Genomic DNA, 17,287 nt, shown 5'->3' with positions numbered 1-17,287 from the left:
GTCATACCAATCCCATTCATGCGGAGTGCTTGAGTTCTAGAGCCGGATGGTGCGGTACGCGGTAGCGAATATGACAGCCATCGACACCATGATATTCAACATCAACGTCAACGCCGAAAACTTTACGGATACATTCAGCGCGCAGCACATCACGCGGTGTGCCAAGTGCCACCAACCGACCTTTATCCATCACGGCGATGCGATCACAAAACATCGCCGCATGATTAAGGTCATGGAGTGCAGCCACCACTGTCAGGTTCTGGCGGCGAACAAGGTCGAGAAGTCCGATCTGATGACCAATATCAAGATGATTGGTCGGCTCGTCCAAAAGCAGAATCTGCGGTTCCTGTGCAAGCGCGCGTGCGATGTGAATGCGCTGACGTTCTCCGCCTGAAAGCGTATGCCAGCAACGGTCGGCCAAATGCACCATATCAACATTGGCCAATGCACGATTAACAATCGCATCATCCTGCGCCGACCATGGCGAAAGCGCTCCAAGATAAGGCGTTCGTCCCAATTCCACCGCCTGCCGGGCCGTAATACGATCCGTTGTACCCGCCTGTTGCTCAACCAAAGCCAGTATACGAGCAATTTCACGACGTTTAAGCTGTTGAATCGGCGTGTCGTTAAGCTTGACTTCACCTGAACGACTGCGACGAACACCTGAAAGAAGCGATAAAAGGCTTGTTTTTCCCGAACCGTTCGGCCCAATTATTCCAAGAAATTCACCTTCGTTTACTGTGAGCGATACCGCACGAAGGATTTCAACATGCCCCACCGACCAGCAGACATTATGTGTCGAAAGCATCATGACTGTGCCCTCCTCTGCCCAAGCAGGAATGCAAATGCCGGTGCGCCGAACAAAGCTGTTATGACCCCAATCGGCAAAACCTGACCGGGGATGATGATGCGAGACAGAACATCTGCGATAATCATGAAAATCGCTCCAATCAGAGCCGCTGCGGGCAACAGACGTCCATGTCGAACACCCACCACCATGCGTGCTGCATGTGGAATGACCAGACCTATAAAGCCAATGGAGCCGACGATGGAAACCATCACCGCCGTCATCATGGCGCTGACACCAATCAAAACGGCGTAGACGCGGCGCACAGGAATTCCAAGCGATGCCGCTGATTCCGTTCCAAAAGTGAAGGCGTCGAGCGCACGTGCATGCCAAAGACAAATCGCAAGCCCGATCATACAGGCAGGCAGCGCAAGGGCCACGTCAGGCCAGCGCACCCCGGACAAATTGCCCAAAAGCCAGAACATGATGCCACGCGCCTGCTCCGCATTTGCAGCTTTGGTGACAATAAAAGATGTTAACGCGTTGAAAAGCTGTGAACCTGCAATGCCTGCCAGGATGATGGCGCTGTTGCCATGGCCCGCCCGCAAAGCCAGTAGGGAAACAAGCACAAACGCAATGATTGCACCGATAAATGCCCCCAACGACAGCGAAAGCATACCTGCACCAATGCCAAGAATTGCCACAGCAACCGCGCCGGTCGAAGCACCAGCTGAAATGCCCAGAATATAGGGATCAGCCAATGAATTGCGCAGGAGCGACTGCAAGACCACGCCAGACATCGCCAGCGCTGCACCACAACAGGCCGCCACAACCGCGCGGCTCAGCCGATAACTCCACACGATGCCTTCATCAATCGGCTCAAGCGGATAACCGGCATTCCAGACGCGATTAGCAATGGTTTTCGCCACCACATCGAGAGGTATCGGTGTTTCGCCAATGGCTGCGCCCAGCCACAAGGCAAAAAGTAACAAAACAAGTGCCAAGGTTGCAAACAGCACCCTGCCGCTCGTCCCTTTTGACTTTAATAATTGCCCCGTGGCTGCGCGCATTGTCATTTATTCAGACCCGAGGCGGCAATTGCATCAGCCAGTGTTTCGATGCCTTCGATGGTGCGAATGGTCGGGTTCATGGCCTGCGCATCCATATCAAAAACATGGTCTTCCTTAACGGCGGGCATGAGGCTTGCAACCGGATCAGTCTTCAAAAACTCCCGCTTGACTGCAACATCATCGGCAGGAAAACGACGACGATCCATCGTTCCAGCAACAATCATCGTCGGATTGGCTTTGGCGATTGTTTCCCAGCCGACTGTCGGCCATTCCTCTTCGCTATCAATGATATTATCGATGCCGAGCGTTTTCAGAATGTAGGCCGGAGCACCATTTTTGCCCGCGACATAGGGATCAATATCAAGTTCGGCACTGGAGAACCACACCACAGCAGAGAGCTTGCCTTCGACAGAGCTAACCTTCTTGCGAGCCGCTTCTTCGCGCGCTTTCAGATCAGCGACAACCTGTGCACCACGATCCTGCACGTTGAAAATCTGCGCGAGTTCTTCAACTTCCTGATAGATAAGATCCATCGTGAAAACGGTGTGACGTACGCCATCACCGCCGCCAGAATTATCCTTGCCTACACAATCGGCTGGCGCGGTGTAAACCGGAATTCCCAGTTCTTCAAACTGTTCAGGCTTTGCAACAATGCCCTCAGGACCCACATGCCACTGAAACTGCGCAGCCACCATATCCGGCTTTTCAGCAAGCACGCTTTCAAAGCTCGGATCGTTATCCGCAAGACGTTTCACCTTGGCATTGGCTTCTTCATAGCCTTTGAGAACCGGCCCGATCCAAACGGCGGTGCCGACCATCTTGTCGCCAAGGCCGAGCAGATACATGATTTCGGCGCTGCTTTGCCCCACGGCAACCGCACGTTCAGGTGCGTGTTTAAAGGTTACATCGCGGCCACAATTCTTGAGCGTTAGCGGGTAAGTGGTATCGGCAGCGAAAGCATTGCTCGCAAAGCTCGTTACGAAAAGGGCGGCAGCAGCCAAGAGTGCGCCCAAAGGCGCCTGATCTGAAAGTTTCATTTTTATCCCCGAAAGAAATGTGAGAAATGGCCGCGTCAAACGGCGGAACCGGTCCGGCGCCTGAAGTGAACGGACATATCCGAGGATATGAATGACAATAGGAAACAACGTCTTGCGACGCGAAAAGCTGTCATAACCAACTCCTGCTCCGGGCATCCCCGCCCGTGACAATGGACTACGTTAGACGGCAGGTCTCCTGGCTCGCGAATATAGGCCGTTCATCTGCCTTCCCGAGCCATTGTGGGCTTAGTGGCATAACGCCTTGACAGCGTCACGAGGATGAACAGCATCCGCTTACAGTTGCGGGGGCAGCCACGGTCTCGGTCCCTTTTGGGTCGTCCTCACCGTGTTCCCTATTAATCCCCTTCGCTCTCGGTCGGGGAACCGTCGTAACTCTATTACGTCCCGATACCAGCCGCGTCAAGCGAGCTGGCTGGCTTTATAGTTAAAGCATGTCCGGGAAAAGTGAGAACCGCCTTTTCGAGAACGGCATTCATAAAAACGAGAAGATAGAGCGAGCGTTCTGGGTACGATTAAGCGCAAGACACTCCAGGCTGCGTGGACAATTATATCTTGGTTCGTGGTATGGATGAAAATCTGTGATGTCATACGCTGATAGGGCGGCCCTACTGGCAGCGCGGATAAACATCCATATTGATCGGAATCAATGATACTTCATTTCCCTGTTGCCAAAGTGCCTTCATAAAAGGAGAAAATCATGTCCAACACTCCACATACACTGGGTGAAGAATTTCCTGACAAGCTCAGCGCCATCCATGCTTTAAAAAGTGCAGACCCAAAATTTGCGCGCATTCTTGAAGAATACGACTCAGTCAACGACCGTATTCATCGCGCCGAAACCAGAATTTCGCCGGTCAGCGAAGAAGAGGAAACAAATCTACGCAAACATCGCCTCAACTTAAAGGACGCAATCTTGCGCGCCTTAGAGAACAGTTGAGCACGTTTCAAAAAATATAAACTTGGCGTTGCCACTACGAGCCCACATACTTTCAATGCAATTTTTGTGCTCTCTGAAAATTGCATTGGAAATTATCAAGATAACTTTCAAGCTCAAAACACGGTTTATTCGGCAACACTTTTTCATGGCTCATCGAGCAATCACTAAGCCGTCCTCAAAAGACGGCAGATATCTGCTCGGATCATTCTGCTGATGCTGGCGGCTTAGTTTGCGTTGCAGCAGGAGAAACGGAACGCTCACTGTTGGAGGGCACTTCAGGCGCAATGACGCTGCCAAATATTTCAACGAGCACCCAGACTACCGCAGCCGCAGCAAGACTGATCAGCAAAATGATAAGAACCGGCTTCCCCTCCCGGCCCTGCCTTGCTTCATCCGGGTTTAGCTGTTTCACGGATCAAACCTCCTCCTGCCTCGAAACCTATACAATAGGCCAATGATCAATGGAGGATTTGGTTCCAAACAGAAACGTTACACTCAAAATAGTGCGTAAAGACCCAGAATTAATGTGATTTTAGATTAGATGGTACGGACGGGTCGCTTCACCGCTATCTATAAAGCCCATATTTTACGGGCTTTCAGCATCTTTCTTGATAACTATGTGGCGCATAATGTGGCGCGTTATGTGGATATATTTTCCGACTTGTTTCATACCTACAATAAATTGGAACTCTACAAGGAGCGCTATCAGATTGAATGCTTCTTCAACAGAATCAAAAATTTCAGCAGGATCGCACCGCGATGCGAGAAAACGCTCTCCGCTTTCATGGGAATCGTCCATCTTGCTTGCGATTTGATATTGCTCAAATGAATGCAGGCAGAGCTCACTATGCCTTTTGAAGAATTGCTAATAAACAACACCTCAATTCCGTCAAAGCAGATTTCAAAGTCAAACAACTTGGAAATGCCGCATAAACACTATCAAAAACCTCACGACATATCCAACGCAGTTAACCTGCCGCCCTCTTAAGGATGCGCTCAAATTCGTTGTATACCGCACCTGCCAGCTCATCTGTTGGCTTCTCGCCTTGCAGTGTAAGAGTCGGAGCCGTTTGCTGGCCAAGCCAGCGTTCATGTTGAGCGAGATTCCGCCCGGCAAAGTCGGGGTCATCATAACCTGATGCCCATTCCCGAAATGCTAAATGCGCTTCGTGCATGTCGCCACCGGGGCGAATGCGATCACCGTGGCGCGCCGCCTCTCGTTGGTCGAGACGTTGCAGTCTGATGGCGGAAGGTGTGTAAAGAAAGACAATCAGATCGACGTCACGGATCAGGGCTTCTCCCCAGCCGATGAAGGAGCCGGTCAATATCCACCCGTCAGCTGTACTTTGCCGTTCGGCGATCAGGCGCACCCGCTCCTCAAATGGGCGTTTCACGCTGAACGGCGGATCGGTCGGCATCCAGTAGAAATCATCAACGTCAACTTGCGGTGTTTCGTACAATTTTGACAACGCCGAACCGAGCGTAGAGACACCAGAACAGGAAGCGCCTGTTATGTATATTTTCGGCCTACCGTACATTCGGGTCGATTCCCTCGTGACATCCTACGTTGATATTCTTGCTGCTTGCTCTGCTCAACTCGCCTTGCCTCCTGAAAGGTAGTCTTGATTCGTGCTTCAGCTGATTTGGAAACCATTTTATCAACATAGACTGGCAAAATTTAAATGGAAAAGGCCCCATCGATGGGGACGGTTTTATCATTTCTTATCTTGCGCCAAGACGGCAAGCACCTGATCAAGGCGCTTATTTGTCTCTTTCAAGCCTTCGCGCGTTTCGTCACGCATTTCCTTCATACCTTCGCGCAACTGCCGCACGTGATCGTCTAAATCAACTCGCTTGACATACTCATCACGTACTCGATTTACGCGATCATGCAATTGATCATCGCCGACCTTGATGGACGACGAAAGGGAACGAAACGCCGTCAGCAGCGCCCCGCCGAAAAAAAGGCAGAGAGTGATCGCTGTTCCGATCAGCCATTTAATGTCTTCACCCATTAAAAATGCATCCTCATTTCTTATCATGCTTTGCGCATTCATCTTTCGACCAGACGCCACCGGCGCAGCCTCGAACGATTGTGCGGTCTATCTTTCGCTGATCCGCGTCAGTTGCGCCACGTGCGCCGAGCAAATCAGTTCCAAGCACGCGACGGACGCCGCTCACATTTGCCGGTCCTGAATGTCCACACCCCGCCAGCGTCAATGCACTGATCATAAAAGAGAGCAGCACCAAAGGCTTTCTCAGTCGCTTCATTGTTCTGCCTTTCGATTTTGATTTCGACACTGGATCGACCGTCACGCGTGCCAGCCAAATACCCAGCAGCCAGACACAAAAATGCCGCCAAAACAGCGGCGGCGGTCATCTTCAACCAGTTCGGGATTAAGGCCCAGACTGCACTCATATCGCATCTACCAGCTTTTCAAGCTTGGCCTTAATCTGTGGCATAGAATAGATCGCCCAGACTGCAAGAGCGGCCACGACAACCACTGAGATAAGCTGTGCTCTCCAGTCGAGCAGGCCAACGGCGGGGAGTGCTGCGGCAGTCAACCAAGTCCAGAAGCGGGTTGTTTTCGCGACTGGCTTTTCAACAACCGGTTCCGGCAGAACATCGTCCGTCTTGGCCTTGATCTCCTGATCAACGCCATAGCCTTCTGCAAGCAATGCCTTGTCATACTCACGCGCATAACCTGCAATCAGTTCGGCCTTGTCAGTTCCGTTGACGATCCGTCGTGCGCCTTTGAAGTCGGATTTTTGCAGAGTGATGTAATCGGAAAGCTTCTTGCCAGTGAACCAACCTTCGACCATGCCAGCAATGATAATGGGTGCCGCATATTCAGGCTTGAGCAGTAATTCAGGCTTTGACACGAAATCCATGCCCAGAATCTTACCAGCCTTTTCGTAATTCACCTTCCAAGTGATTTGAACGTAGCCGCGACCGATATAAGGCCAGTATTTCTTTGAACGCAGATACTTGTCGCCGCCCATCTCATTGATTGGCTTCATCGTATGGGCCGTCTCATGGTACGCAGTGCCCAACACATACGCCATTTGATTGCGCAATAGCCCGCGTTCTCGACCAGCCTCAATCAAGAGGCGGGTATCGCCAAGGTGCATATTCATTGTGTTTTCCTATTCTTATGAGATTATGGTTGGGTGTGATTTTGTCCCCAAACTCAAGAATGCGCAGCCCCGGCACGACCTGCAAGTCTGGGTATTTTTATACAATAAAAAACCGCCTCAAAGGCGGCTTGTCATATGGCATGTTTCTTCGGACTGGTTAGCGCAGGTCAATCAAAGGGGCAGATTATGTTTTGGGTGAACGGCTTTTGTATCGGCCATTGTAATCGGTGTCGTTTCGGTCGGATTTATTTGGATGTTAAAATCTCAATTTTTATACGGTTGACGCTGACTTAAGAGGAATTTCGAGACTAATTCCTTGATTTTCCGACATTTCCTACATATGGGCTGCGTTTCAAATGTTGCAGCGATTTCATTGCTTACCGATGTATCAAACGGCCTTCTCTTCTTTCTCAGCCGCTCGAAGGTCCCGGAAGTACTCCGCCAACACCTTGTCCGAGCTCCGATCGACAAAGTTGTATAACGGCTTGCCGTGAGTATCCATGACGAGGATTGAGATGTACTCGATAACCAATCCCGTCAGAAAGATCGATACCCCACTGAAGAACATGATTGTAATCATCAATGACGCCCAACCCGTTACTGGAATGATCGAAGGGTCAATCAGTTTGGCGACAATCACCACCAAGGAGAAAAGAAACGCAAGGCAAACAGCCAAGCCACCGATAGCGCTACCAATGCGCAAAGCCTTAACTTGCGTGGAGAACAAGAGGCGACGCGCATGACTGAACAAGCTCTTTAGGCTGTAGCCACTCTTTCCGGTCTCGATATACCGGTCGTCTTTTAGAAGCATCGTGACGTTCGAAACGCGCTGTGTGAACCAAGAAAGAATCATGTCGAAATAGGTGCTGTGCCCGCAAGCTTGAGACGCATCACGGGCTATGCATCCACGAATAAGCCTGAAGCTATTGAACACTGTAATATTTCGATTTCCACTCAGCTTGACCATCAGTAACTTGAATGTTTTCGATGTCCAGTCTCGCATAAAGCTCTGGTGAACGGCCTCTTCTGGATTCGCATAAACGACATCGCAGCCTAGCTTTACTGCCTTAGCCAACAAGCCCTCTATTTCTTCTGGCGGGTGCTGTAAATCTTCATCCATCGTCACGACCCAGTCTCCTGAGCTTTTCATAATCCCGGCCACAGTAGCAGCATGCTGCCCATAATTCCGCGACAGATGGCATGGCTTTACCCAATCGTATTCCAACCCAAGATCATCAATGATTGCCCCGGATCCATCTCTCGCCCCATCATCTACAAAGATCAATTCAGTCACCTGAAATGGTGCGGACGCATTAATAATTCTAGAACGAACAACCGAGACACGCTGGCAAAGCTGGCGCAGATAACGTTCCCCGGAATAAACTGGCACAACAATTGAAACAGAAATCATAGCAAGCCTCGAAATTCACTTGATACGTGGCTTAACAACTGTCAGAAGCGGCATCAAACGAAATCTGACGGAAACGAGATGAATGTGATAATTCAGTTCGGACGGTTTGGGCTTGTCGGCCTGCTAAACACGTTCATTACACTTCTAATTATTTCTGTTATGACTTGGTTTGGCGCCTCACCATTCGTTGCCAACGCCATTGGTTATGCCGTAGGTCTCGTGAACAGCTACTTCGGAAATATAAAATGGACATTCAAGTCCAATGCCAACTTGACAAGATCTGTCCGCTTTCTGGTCTCTTTCGGTATCTGTTATGCCTTAAACGTTTTCATCCTGCATCTAACATTGCCTCTGTCAAAATACCAAGTATTAGTACCTCAGCTGTTAGCAATGGCTTCGTACACAATGCTTTTTTTCATTCTTTCGCGGTATTGGGTGTTTAGAAATGAAGACTGAAAATCTGCCGTTAAAATCTGATGCTCATTTCAGTTCGATGAACACAACGCTGATTATTCTAAGTGCATCAGCGCTGATTTTGTTTCTCAATCTATACGTTGGTCAATTAACAAACCCATTCATATCTCATGACGATTTTGATTGGCTGATATCTCCATCCTTCGGGCAAGGCTTTGAAACGCCGTGGTCAAAGGCGTCTACCGAAGGTAGGTGGCTGAACTACCCTTGGTCATTGCTCACCATGGGGTTGAGCATTAAAGGTGCAGTTTATCTGTTTGTATCACTATCTATTGCATCTTCTCTTGCCATATCCCAAATATATGCTAAGCGAGTTGCTCTATTGGCAGCTTTAGTTTTCTACGTTTCCCCAGCTTCAGCTAGCCTCTCGACATGGCCTGTCACCCAGTCATCAAGCATTATAATACTTATTTTATTTTCCTTAGCTATATACTATATAAAAAGCGCACTTACTAGGAATCTTGTTGTTTTTGCCTCTGTCGTAAGCTGTCTTTTAACGTATCCCGCCTACGCACCCCTTATTTTTGTTATATATCTATCGTTTAAAAAACTGTCATCTATTGATTTTATCAAAACAATTTCATTATACATATTCTCATATGCTGCCGGGATTGTTATAATTTTCAGTCTAAATTACGTTTTCCATAAGAATTTCGGTATAACGGTGTCCGGTTGGAGGCACCCGACACCGTTATTCCCTAACGGAGACTTCCTATTTAATCTCCATAGATATGCTCAATTCTGGGTGGATTTGCTGCCGTTGTGGCCTCTAGCTATCGTTTCCGCCCTTTCTTACGCACTCTGCCTTCTTTCAAAAACAAAGCCTCGCGAGTGTATCAATATATTGTTTGGCTCTGTTCTCATTGTTGGCATGGAGGCCTCTTCTTCCATTATAGCGGGGCTTGATTTACCTTCTAGAACATCTCTATGGGTTTGGGCTGCCCTTGTGGCACCTATACTATTTCTCGCTTATAATAACAGAATGCGAACAGTTGGAATGGTGTTTGCGCTAGTTCCCCTTTTTATGGGAGTAACGGCATGGATAAACCATTACTCGCATTATTCGAGATTGTTCCCATACGCAGAGTTTATTGGACAAACTATATCTATAGCGGCCTCTGAAAACCAAGGTAAATATGACGGGATTATTCTCTTTGGCGACCTTAAGAAAAACAGGGAAACAGAGTGGTTTCATAGCAATCGGCACCTGCGGAATTTTCTCTATAAACAGTTTGAGCTTGAAACCAGATCGTGCGCCCCAGAGGAATGCGATGCAATTGAGGATAATCTGTCGTCATTGAAGATTATTCCACCTGTGCTAATCATCGATAAGAAACTTATCTTCGTGATTAATCCTGAAAGAGGTGAGACATACTAGCTTTCAATTATGGATGGCACTCCTCCATATCTACGTTCTATCTATATATAAGTTAAATGTAGACATTGACCGTGAGGGAAGTGTGAACTTGGTTGCAAAACGTAAGCCATATTGGCCTCATTGTTATTAGTTGACGTGCCACCTTTCTCTAGAAAGGTTCGTGCAAATGTATTCGAGGACTGGGACCTTTTTTATTTTAAAATAAACGGCTCAACGCAAGGCGCGGCAAACTCTAATGATAAACGGTTCAGTTTTAAGTGCGTAGAGCATTGGCGTGATTAGTAGTCTCATGTTAAGCGAATAAATAGTAATCGAACTACAAAATAGGAAAAAATGATGGCCACAACGAATGTTCAGTCCGTACCTTTCAAAAATGAATGGTGTACTTCTGAAAATTTTGGTGCGGGTGGAGCATCTCGGAGGCTAGTCGACATAACACGGGAATACTCTGATCAAACCGTTATATGGCAGGGTATGGTGTATCATAACGCCAGAATAATAGCTGAAAGAACCAACGCGCAGCGTGTCGTTGACATTGGTGCTGGCGCCGGCCAGAAGCTAATTACCTTTTTTAATGACATCGATATCGAGCTTTTCCAGGTTGATTGGACAGACAATCGGGAAAAGCAGTCAGATGTTAAAATGCCAGAATTTGTTAAAGCGAATTTTGAAGACGTACTAGATCTTGAAAATCTCTGTAAGAGATTCTCAGATAACACACCAACAACGTTTATTTTATCTGATGTAATCGAGCATTTAGAAGATCCACGGATGATACTAAGAGTTCTCCGTTCACTTTTAAAATGTCATCCCAATAATCGACTTGTACTCTCTACCCCAGATAGAGATCGCATCGACGGTAAGTTGTCATCCTCTCTTCCAGATAATCCTACGCATGTGCGTCAATGGACGGCCGTAGAGTTGGAGCGATCTTTAAAGTCTGGTTGCTTCGTTGTTGAAGACATAAAATATGTTCCAGAGAACCAATTTGATGAGCTAGATCGAACGATTTTGGTCGAACTTTCCTGCAGCGAAAAGGCTCATAGAAAAATCTTGGAGGAAATGTCCCTACCGGCTCCAAGTGACCATTTAGTCGTTACAACAGAACATTCTCAAGCGCTATATACAGGAGGAATTGGAACTTACTATAAAGTCTCAGAACAGATTACCGGACTGCCTCGTCTTATATTGTTTGTCGGTGGTCATGGGCTTCCCTCAGATTGGTCTCAATTTTGTGCAAAAAATAGGTGGATGCACGTCTCATTAATGTGCGGAAATTCTACTGCAACGCTCCATGAGGCGAGCCATTATCGACACGATGAAATTTTAGAAGCCACCTTAGCAGCGATTTTTCTTTACGATCAAATCAAGCTAATCGAATATCAGGATTTTTCTGGCATAGGAGCAGTTATTGCCCAAGCCAAACGTGCACGTCTAATTCCTGAGAGCGTATGCATATTAGCTTATGCACATGGTAGTCACCTTTATCTTGATAATGCCGCGCAGAACATCAATCGCTACCGCGAACTGGAGATAGATGTACGCGAGAGGATCAGCATGGAACTTGCTGACGTAGTAGCGTTTCCTTCAAAATTCCTGCGTGATCTGTACATCGAAACTGGACAACTCGACATATCTAATCACAGACTTCAGCCCTACCCAATCTATATTTCGGAATCTCCAATAATAGATACACAATACTCTAAAATTGACACTATAGTATTTTATGGAAAGCATACGAAACAAAAAGGGTACTTTGATTTTTGCGATGCTGTTGTCAATTTGCTCAGCGATAGAACAAAACCATGCACGCACCAAATTAGAGAAATAGTAATTTTAGGGTCGACATCACCTGATCCACGCTTGTTTGATTTTCCTGAAGTGAAGATTTCTTATGGCGTATTTCCTCATAGTGAAGTTCTCAAAATCCTTGATGATTTATCCAAGCGCTCACTAGTTGTCTTACCCTACAAAGGGGACAATCATCCATTGTCTCTATTTGAAGTCGTGTCTTCTGGCAGTCAATTATTAGCTTATCGAGCAGGAGGTATACCTGAGCAGATCCCCAACGAATTGCATGACAGGACTCTATGCAACCCAAATAGCGCAGACCTCGCTAAGGGGATCGAAAAAGCGATCAGTCTTTCGTTTTGGGACCGTTGTTGCTTAATACGTGACATCAAGGAACTTACGTCAGAGATGTATAAAATACATTCAGACAATTATATGAGTTTTATAGATGAGCTAAAAAATAGTTCTGTAAGGCCGTATGCAACGGAATCTGGCGAAATAACCGTCATAATGCCGAACTACAATGGAGAAAAATTGTTCCTTGCAGATGCTTTTTTCGGTCTTGGAAACTCATTCAGAAGGCCGGATCACATTCTAGTAATTGACGACTGCTCTTCCGAGCCAAATTACAACACCCTCTTAGAGACTATAAAACAAGCTGATAAACTTTCTATTCGGGTAATTCGAAACTCGGAAAATTTAGGATTAGCGCAAACTCGGAATGTTGGTTTAAATGATTGCACTACGGAGTATGTATGTGCGCATGACAATGACAATATTTTACTCAATCGCTTCTTACAGCTGGCATGTAGGGTGATGGACTTAGATCCGACAATTGATGCTGTTACATGCTGGACACGCGCCTTTCATGATGGAGACGATTGGCAATCCGCACAAACCACTACGATTGATTATTCGTTTAGACCTATTGGACCAGATATAGGTATGGGTATGACTAATAACGTATTTGGCGATGCGATGGCAGTCTATAGAACTTCCACACTAAAAGAGTTTGGCGGGTGGGATGGAACCTCAAAAGCTATGTGGGAAGATTGGCAACTATTCCTGAAGCTAGCAGCGAATGGAAAGAAAATTTTAGTTATACCAAAAGAACTTATCCTTTATCGTGTCAGAAAAAACTCAATGCTCAGAACTTACCCTGAGTTCGATGCCTGGATGCGAATTTCTAAATCAATACCATCTGTACCAGACAACAATCGCTTTGGATTAATGCGAGCACTCATCCAGCCAAACTGGAGACAACTCCAGGCGGAGAATGATCGATTGTCCTCAGAAGTCCACCGGATGAGTTTGATTGAGAATAGTTGGAGTTGGCGAATAGTAAGACGCTTTCCGGGCGTTCTTTCTAAATTCCCAAGAATTCGCGCCACCCTCAAATACATCGGTAGAAGTGTTGCAAAATTTATCAGAAAATAATTTAACCATAAAGCCGGGTTTTGCTAGAACCCGGCTATCTTCTCCCAAAAGCCAGCTAATCTCTACCGACTATTTGCATAATTCCTTCTTCTAGCTCCACCTCTGGCTGCCAGTTTAGTTCAGTTCTCGCCAAAGAAACATCAAGAATACTTTTGCTAACATCGATTTGCCGCGGTGGTAGATAATTCTTTATAACTTTTTGGTTCATTGCCTCCTCCACCGAATATATTACATCCATTATACTCCTCCCTTTACCAATACCCACATTAAATATTTTGCTACCTCCTGAATATTCGAGAACTGCCGACATGGCCCGAACAGCATCCGAAATATAAATGAAATCCCTTTGAATCTCCCCATCTCCGTAAATGTTTAGTGGAGATCCGGTTTTTATTGAGTTAATTACCGCAGCGACTAACCCAACGCCTTTATTTATTGATTGAAATAAACCGTATGGATTTGATAGCCGAATTATATTGTAATTTAAATTTTTTGAACCAGCGTAAATACGAAAATAATTCTCAATCAGAAGCTTATGTGCACCATAAGCATTTATTGGTAAAGTGGGATCACTTTCCCTAGAAGCTATCATTCCATTATTGCCATAAACAGTACCGCCTGAACTTAAAAATACTATCTTTTTAATTGAGTTGACTGAACACGCCTCAAGCAATGACAATGTAGGAATAATAGTTCTGTGAATGTCCCCCACGATGTCAGCATTGATGCTAGGTGGGTTCGTCCCATGTATCAGATGAAATACGTAATCGTATCCAATGACAGCATTTTGCACGCTCATTGCTTCAGAGAAGTCACCCCGAATATATTCAATTCTGCTATCAATTTGCGTAGGTAGCGATCTGCTAAACACACTAACTTCATACCCATCTTGCAAGAGCTGTTTACATAAATGGGTGCCTATGAATCCAGAGCCTCCAAACACCAAAACGCGTGCTTTTCTTGACATATAAATCTCCTGTTTAAAACTGACCTAGATGATAGACGTGCACCTGTCAAACCGCATATTGACACTCGGATAAATGCCATAACCATCTGAAAATAATGCCTTCTCATACTCACGTGCATAGTTTGCAAACATAACATCTTTATCTGTGCCGTTGACAATCTGACGAGCGGCTTTGAAGCCTGATTTTTGAAGCTAGATGTACCGATTAAGACCATGACACCCTTGCTTGTCGGGAGCAAACCAACCTTCAACCATGCCTACTATGATGATTGGGGCGGCACACTTTGGCTCAAGCAGAAATTTGGGATTACTTATACAAGTCGATGCCATGTGGTCGACTAGCTCTCGCATAATTGTAATCCCGCGTGATCGGCACAAAGCCCCACGCCGACATACGGATAATATTTTTTGGAATGAAGATAGTTTTCGCCGCCCGTTTTCTGGGTCGACTTTATAGTGTGGACGGTCTCATGGTAGGTGGTCGCCAGCATTTAAGCCAGCTGTTTACGCAATAGACTACGTTCTCGACGAGCCTCAACCAAGAGGAGGTTTTAGAAAAATTTCATATTCATTGTGTTACCTTTCGGTACAGAACTGTCTCAAAGGCAGGGCGGTAAATCAAGTTGCCGGAGTGGCTTAAGCCAATGGCCACCGGAATGGTGGCAACTCAGCCATAAATTTTTCAATGGTAGGCTGACCACGTTCGCCCTTTTGTACTTTATCCAGTTCTGAAAGTGCATAGAGCCAAACAGCATCACGCCAAGCAACAAAAGACTGAGCTTCAATTGACCATTGCTTAATTGTCGAGTTCACATAGCTCGCCAACGTTGAACCGTTGTCGTACTGCCGTTCTCTCGCCTTTGCATCAATCATCGTTTGAATTTCAATACGATAGATATCAACAGGATCAAGACCGGGGTGTGAGGTTTGTGGTTCATTCTTTTCGACTGGAACAGTTTTCATAGGAGGTTCAATGCCGAATGCCTGATAGTGCATTGGCATGCCCTTCTTGCCAACGCCGGACATATCTGGAACTTGCTTCGTAGCGCTCATTACGCGTCCTCCTTCTCAAACTCAGGGACAAACCGGCCTTCGCTGTCAGTGTTTGGATCAAGATCGGACAGTACAAAGGCATCATTGCGCCGACCTGTCACCGTCCATGCTATAGTCGCTGTGCTTTCTGCGTCTTCGCAGATGATGGTAAACTTGCCACTGTCGGCAGGTCCTTCAACCCACACACGTTCCGGCCCGTACTGGTTCTGCAATGAAGAAACCATAACGTCAGCATTCAGCGCCGCGAAGGTGCCGTCTGTCATGCCAAAAGCTGCGTCAATATCAACAGTCATTCGTCCGTCAACAAGATCGACCATGCCGCGATAAAGGTTGACGTACTCAGTGCTTTCGACGAACCCATGGCGCAGATTTTTATTATACGGGTCCAGCGGGTGATCAATCAGAAACGTACCAGACCCTTTCGATAGAGCGCCGTTTACACTTACGGTGCCGTTATTGCGTACTACCAATCTCTCTGCACCATTCGTGTAGAAATAATGAGAACCGCTAGAAATGTTGGTATAATAGCCTATAGCATCACCGTAACCCGTCCCTACAGCGACACCGAGTTCAAAAACTTGAATACCAGCAGTATTCTTCATGCGCAGTTTACCTTGAGCGCTGCCACCTGCTATAAAATTGTCAGCAGTAGAAACAGTGCCGTTAAAATTTGCCCCTGACAAATTAGCTTTCCCGTCAAGAGCCGCCTGCACGGGAGTGCTTACGGGCAGCGCGGATTTTTCCTGCAACGTCCCATCACCCTGCACGTATTGCGCGTTTGTGCCTGCGGTCAGCGCCAGCAACGCACGACCGAGCGTTCCAAGGTCGATCTGTTGAAGGTCTTTATTTTCATCCGTAACAAGCGCTTTGTTTGCTAAGAGCGCTATGGCTTTCAGCGCGCCTGTGTCATCGGTTTGGAGTAATTGCCGTGCGGAAAGCGTCAATGCCGCCAACTTTTCAAGGCTGCCATTCGGATCTTGGATGCCTAGATCGCCTTTATCGACAAGGCCGAGCGTTCCGGGCCCTGTGAAAATCGGCATTTTATCGTGCGCACCGAGTAGTCCTGCAAACGCTTGCAAGTTGCCACCCGACATTCGCGCTACAAGAGCCGCCAACATTCCGGTAAAACGAGAATTATCCGACTGAAACCGGATGCGCGTCGTAAATGTCGCCGACACAGGTGCATTTTGCGCGAGAACGCCACCACTTCCGTCAGCATTGATGCTTTCTATCGGAAGTACCAAGCCGCCCGGCGTAAGGATCGTATCACCCTCGCGAATGCCAGCGAGCAACAATTGCGCGTCTGTAGCAACGAAATTCCGGGATCCAGATGTGAGCGTGAGCGTACCAACAACCCAATCAGGGTAAAACTTATCGAAGTTATCAGCCATTGACCTTAGCCTTTCGCGCAGCACGCATCCCCTGTTTTAGCTTTGCATTATCATCCAATGCATCATTAAGCTGACGCTGAATATCCAGCGTATTATCTTGGATTTCTTTGATTTTCTGGCGGGAACTATCGTACATCTGCATCATCTGGTCTCGCTCCTGAGTGATGCGCTGCATTTCACTGCCATGGACGTTGGTTTGCTCTTCTGCCGCCGCCTCTAATTCTTTAATCCTGCGCAACAACAAAACCACGTTGTTGGCATTTTGCAGGCTTTGCGTCATGAGGAAATCATTCAAAGCTCGCGCTTCATTCGCCATTGCGACAGGATCAATATATGTGCGAGTGGGTTCCGCCGACTGTTCTGTCGTGGGTGTTGTCATGCCAATTTACCTTTGA

At 47.0% G+C, this 17,287-nt stretch carries 17 protein-coding genes, 1 pseudogene and 1 riboswitch; of the genes and pseudogenes, 5 read left to right on the top strand and 13 right to left on the bottom strand.

All coding sequences use genetic code 11. The features are described 5' to 3' along the window. Positions 1-16 precede the first annotated feature (16 nt). Genes ABE530_RS05335 through ABE530_RS05325 form a run of 3 tightly spaced genes read right to left on the bottom strand, consistent with a single transcriptional unit; the run spans position 17 to position 2,894 of the window. Positions 17-811: an ABC transporter ATP-binding protein gene (locus tag ABE530_RS05335; protein ID WP_265984383.1), complete on the bottom strand. Its 795-nt coding sequence runs from the start codon at positions 809-811 to the stop codon at positions 17-19. Then, positions 808-1,863, bottom strand: coding sequence for a FecCD family ABC transporter permease (locus tag ABE530_RS05330; RefSeq protein WP_265984384.1), 1,056 nt, complete (start codon positions 1,861-1,863; stop codon positions 808-810). The genes ABE530_RS05335 and ABE530_RS05330 overlap by 4 nt, the downstream gene beginning before the upstream one ends. After that, positions 1,860-2,894, bottom strand: coding sequence for an ABC transporter substrate-binding protein (locus tag ABE530_RS05325; RefSeq protein ID WP_499693853.1), 1,035 nt, complete (start codon positions 2,892-2,894; stop codon positions 1,860-1,862). The genes ABE530_RS05330 and ABE530_RS05325 overlap by 4 nt, the downstream gene beginning before the upstream one ends. Before the next feature lie 169 nt (positions 2,895-3,063). Then, positions 3,064-3,298, bottom strand: a riboswitch (cobalamin riboswitch). Positions 3,299-3,612: 314 nt separating this feature from the next. Here ABE530_RS05325 and ABE530_RS05320 point away from each other — a divergent pair. Beyond that, positions 3,613-3,852: an HP1242/YdcH family protein gene (locus tag ABE530_RS05320; RefSeq protein WP_265984388.1), complete on the top strand. Its 240-nt coding sequence runs from the start codon at positions 3,613-3,615 to the stop codon at positions 3,850-3,852. Positions 3,853-4,054: 202 nt separating this feature from the next. Here ABE530_RS05320 and ABE530_RS05315 read toward each other — a convergent pair whose 3' ends face one another. Beyond that, positions 4,055-4,264, bottom strand: a complete 210-nt coding sequence (locus ABE530_RS05315) for a hypothetical protein (protein WP_499693852.1) — start codon at positions 4,262-4,264, stop codon at positions 4,055-4,057. A gap of 256 nt (positions 4,265-4,520) precedes the next feature. On the opposite strand from ABE530_RS05315, the pseudogene ABE530_RS05310 reads away from it, so the two are divergent. Then, positions 4,521-4,681: pseudogene (locus ABE530_RS05310) on the top strand (IS5-like element IS711 family transposase); the annotation flags it as partial. A gap of 139 nt (positions 4,682-4,820) precedes the next feature. Here ABE530_RS05310 and ABE530_RS05305 read toward each other — a convergent pair. From ABE530_RS05305 to ABE530_RS05285, 5 genes are all read right to left on the bottom strand, one after another. Beyond that, complete coding sequence (locus ABE530_RS05305) at positions 4,821-5,390, bottom strand: ATP-binding protein (RefSeq protein WP_499693851.1); 570 nt, start codon at positions 5,388-5,390, stop codon at positions 4,821-4,823. Between the two features lie 177 nt (positions 5,391-5,567). Continuing rightward, positions 5,568-5,867: a hypothetical protein gene (locus ABE530_RS05300; RefSeq protein ID WP_499693850.1), complete on the bottom strand. Its 300-nt coding sequence runs from the start codon at positions 5,865-5,867 to the stop codon at positions 5,568-5,570. 13 nt (positions 5,868-5,880) lie between these two features. After that, entirely contained in the window at positions 5,881-6,123 is a 243-nt protein-coding gene (locus ABE530_RS05295) for a lipoprotein (protein ID WP_499693849.1), read from the bottom strand. A 144-nt stretch (positions 6,124-6,267) separates the two neighbouring features. Beyond that, positions 6,268-6,990, bottom strand: coding sequence for a glycoside hydrolase family 19 protein (locus ABE530_RS05290; RefSeq protein ID WP_499693848.1), 723 nt, complete (start codon positions 6,988-6,990; stop codon positions 6,268-6,270). A 388-nt stretch (positions 6,991-7,378) separates the two neighbouring features. Beyond that, positions 7,379-8,401 carry a glycosyltransferase family 2 protein gene (locus ABE530_RS05285; protein ID WP_499693847.1) on the bottom strand — a complete coding sequence of 341 codons (1,023 nt, stop codon included), beginning with the start codon at positions 8,399-8,401 and terminating at the stop codon, positions 7,379-7,381. Positions 8,402-8,479: 78 nt separating this feature from the next. On the opposite strand from ABE530_RS05285, the gene ABE530_RS05280 reads away from it, so the two are divergent. The 3 genes from ABE530_RS05280 (at position 8,480) to ABE530_RS05270 (ending at position 13,481) form a co-directional block, all read left to right on the top strand. Then, positions 8,480-8,857: a GtrA family protein gene (locus ABE530_RS05280; RefSeq protein WP_499693846.1), complete on the top strand. Its 378-nt coding sequence runs from the start codon at positions 8,480-8,482 to the stop codon at positions 8,855-8,857. Next, positions 8,847-10,253, top strand: coding sequence for a hypothetical protein (locus tag ABE530_RS05275; RefSeq protein WP_499693845.1), 1,407 nt, complete (start codon positions 8,847-8,849; stop codon positions 10,251-10,253). Before ABE530_RS05280 ends, ABE530_RS05275 begins: the two co-directional genes overlap by 11 nt. 336 nt (positions 10,254-10,589) lie before the next feature. Then, a complete protein-coding gene (locus ABE530_RS05270) occupies positions 10,590-13,481 on the top strand; it encodes a glycosyltransferase (protein WP_499693844.1) in 2,892 nt (963 codons plus the stop codon). 55 nt (positions 13,482-13,536) lie between these two features. Here ABE530_RS05270 and ABE530_RS05265 read toward each other — a convergent pair whose 3' ends face one another. The 4 genes from ABE530_RS05265 to ABE530_RS05250 form a co-directional block, all read right to left on the bottom strand. Then, complete coding sequence (locus ABE530_RS05265; protein WP_499693843.1) at positions 13,537-14,448, bottom strand: NAD-dependent epimerase/dehydratase family protein; 912 nt, start codon at positions 14,446-14,448, stop codon at positions 13,537-13,539. A 636-nt stretch (positions 14,449-15,084) separates the two neighbouring features. Beyond that, positions 15,085-15,501, bottom strand: a complete 417-nt coding sequence (locus ABE530_RS05260; RefSeq protein ID WP_499693842.1) for a hypothetical protein — start codon at positions 15,499-15,501, stop codon at positions 15,085-15,087. Continuing rightward, the gene (locus ABE530_RS05255) at positions 15,501-16,892 is read right to left on the bottom strand and encodes a hypothetical protein (protein ID WP_499693841.1); all 1,392 of its coding nucleotides are present in this window, start codon (positions 16,890-16,892) and stop codon (positions 15,501-15,503) included. Before ABE530_RS05255 ends, ABE530_RS05260 begins: the two co-directional genes overlap by 1 nt. Beyond that, positions 16,885-17,271, bottom strand: a complete 387-nt coding sequence (locus ABE530_RS05250; RefSeq protein WP_499693840.1) for a hypothetical protein — start codon at positions 17,269-17,271, stop codon at positions 16,885-16,887. The genes ABE530_RS05255 and ABE530_RS05250 overlap by 8 nt, the downstream gene beginning before the upstream one ends. Positions 17,272-17,287 lie beyond the last annotated feature (16 nt).

Origin of the sequence: Brucella sp. TWI559 (assembly GCF_039674265.1) — a bacterium.
Classification (GTDB): Bacteria; Pseudomonadota; Alphaproteobacteria; order Rhizobiales; family Rhizobiaceae; genus Brucella; species Brucella chromiisoli.
Note: the sequence above shows the minus strand (reverse complement) of the source record. Positions and strands in the feature narration are given on the sequence as shown.

Excerpts from the sequence above, each read along its gene's own strand:
- ABE530_RS05305 (WP_499693851.1), bottom strand. The coding sequence starts at position 5,390 with ATGTACGGTAGGCCGAAAATATACATAACAGGCGCTTCCTGTTCTGGT.
- ABE530_RS05320 (WP_265984388.1), top strand. The coding sequence starts at position 3,613 with ATGTCCAACACTCCACATACACTGGGTGAAGAATTTCCTGACAAGCTC.
- ABE530_RS05335 (WP_265984383.1), bottom strand. The coding sequence starts at position 811 with ATGATGCTTTCGACACATAATGTCTGCTGGTCGGTGGGGCATGTTGAA.
- ABE530_RS05280 (WP_499693846.1), top strand. The coding sequence starts at position 8,480 with ATGAATGTGATAATTCAGTTCGGACGGTTTGGGCTTGTCGGCCTGCTA.
- ABE530_RS05290 (WP_499693848.1), bottom strand. The coding sequence starts at position 6,990 with ATGAATATGCACCTTGGCGATACCCGCCTCTTGATTGAGGCTGGTCGA.
- ABE530_RS05255 (WP_499693841.1), bottom strand. The coding sequence starts at position 16,892 with ATGGCTGATAACTTCGATAAGTTTTACCCTGATTGGGTTGTTGGTACG.
- ABE530_RS05285 (WP_499693847.1), bottom strand. The coding sequence starts at position 8,401 with ATGATTTCTGTTTCAATTGTTGTGCCAGTTTATTCCGGGGAACGTTAT.
- ABE530_RS05275 (WP_499693845.1), top strand. The coding sequence starts at position 8,847 with ATGAAGACTGAAAATCTGCCGTTAAAATCTGATGCTCATTTCAGTTCG.
- ABE530_RS05250 (WP_499693840.1), bottom strand. The coding sequence starts at position 17,271 with ATGACAACACCCACGACAGAACAGTCGGCGGAACCCACTCGCACATAT.
- ABE530_RS05265 (WP_499693843.1), bottom strand. The coding sequence starts at position 14,448 with ATGTCAAGAAAAGCACGCGTTTTGGTGTTTGGAGGCTCTGGATTCATA.
- ABE530_RS05325 (WP_499693853.1), bottom strand. The coding sequence starts at position 2,894 with ATGAAACTTTCAGATCAGGCGCCTTTGGGCGCACTCTTGGCTGCTGCC.
- ABE530_RS05260 (WP_499693842.1), bottom strand. The coding sequence starts at position 15,501 with ATGAGCGCTACGAAGCAAGTTCCAGATATGTCCGGCGTTGGCAAGAAG.
- ABE530_RS05300 (WP_499693850.1), bottom strand. The coding sequence starts at position 5,867 with ATGGGTGAAGACATTAAATGGCTGATCGGAACAGCGATCACTCTCTGC.
- ABE530_RS05330 (WP_265984384.1), bottom strand. The coding sequence starts at position 1,863 with ATGACAATGCGCGCAGCCACGGGGCAATTATTAAAGTCAAAAGGGACG.
- ABE530_RS05270 (WP_499693844.1), top strand. The coding sequence starts at position 10,590 with ATGGCCACAACGAATGTTCAGTCCGTACCTTTCAAAAATGAATGGTGT.
- ABE530_RS05295 (WP_499693849.1), bottom strand. The coding sequence starts at position 6,123 with ATGAAGCGACTGAGAAAGCCTTTGGTGCTGCTCTCTTTTATGATCAGT.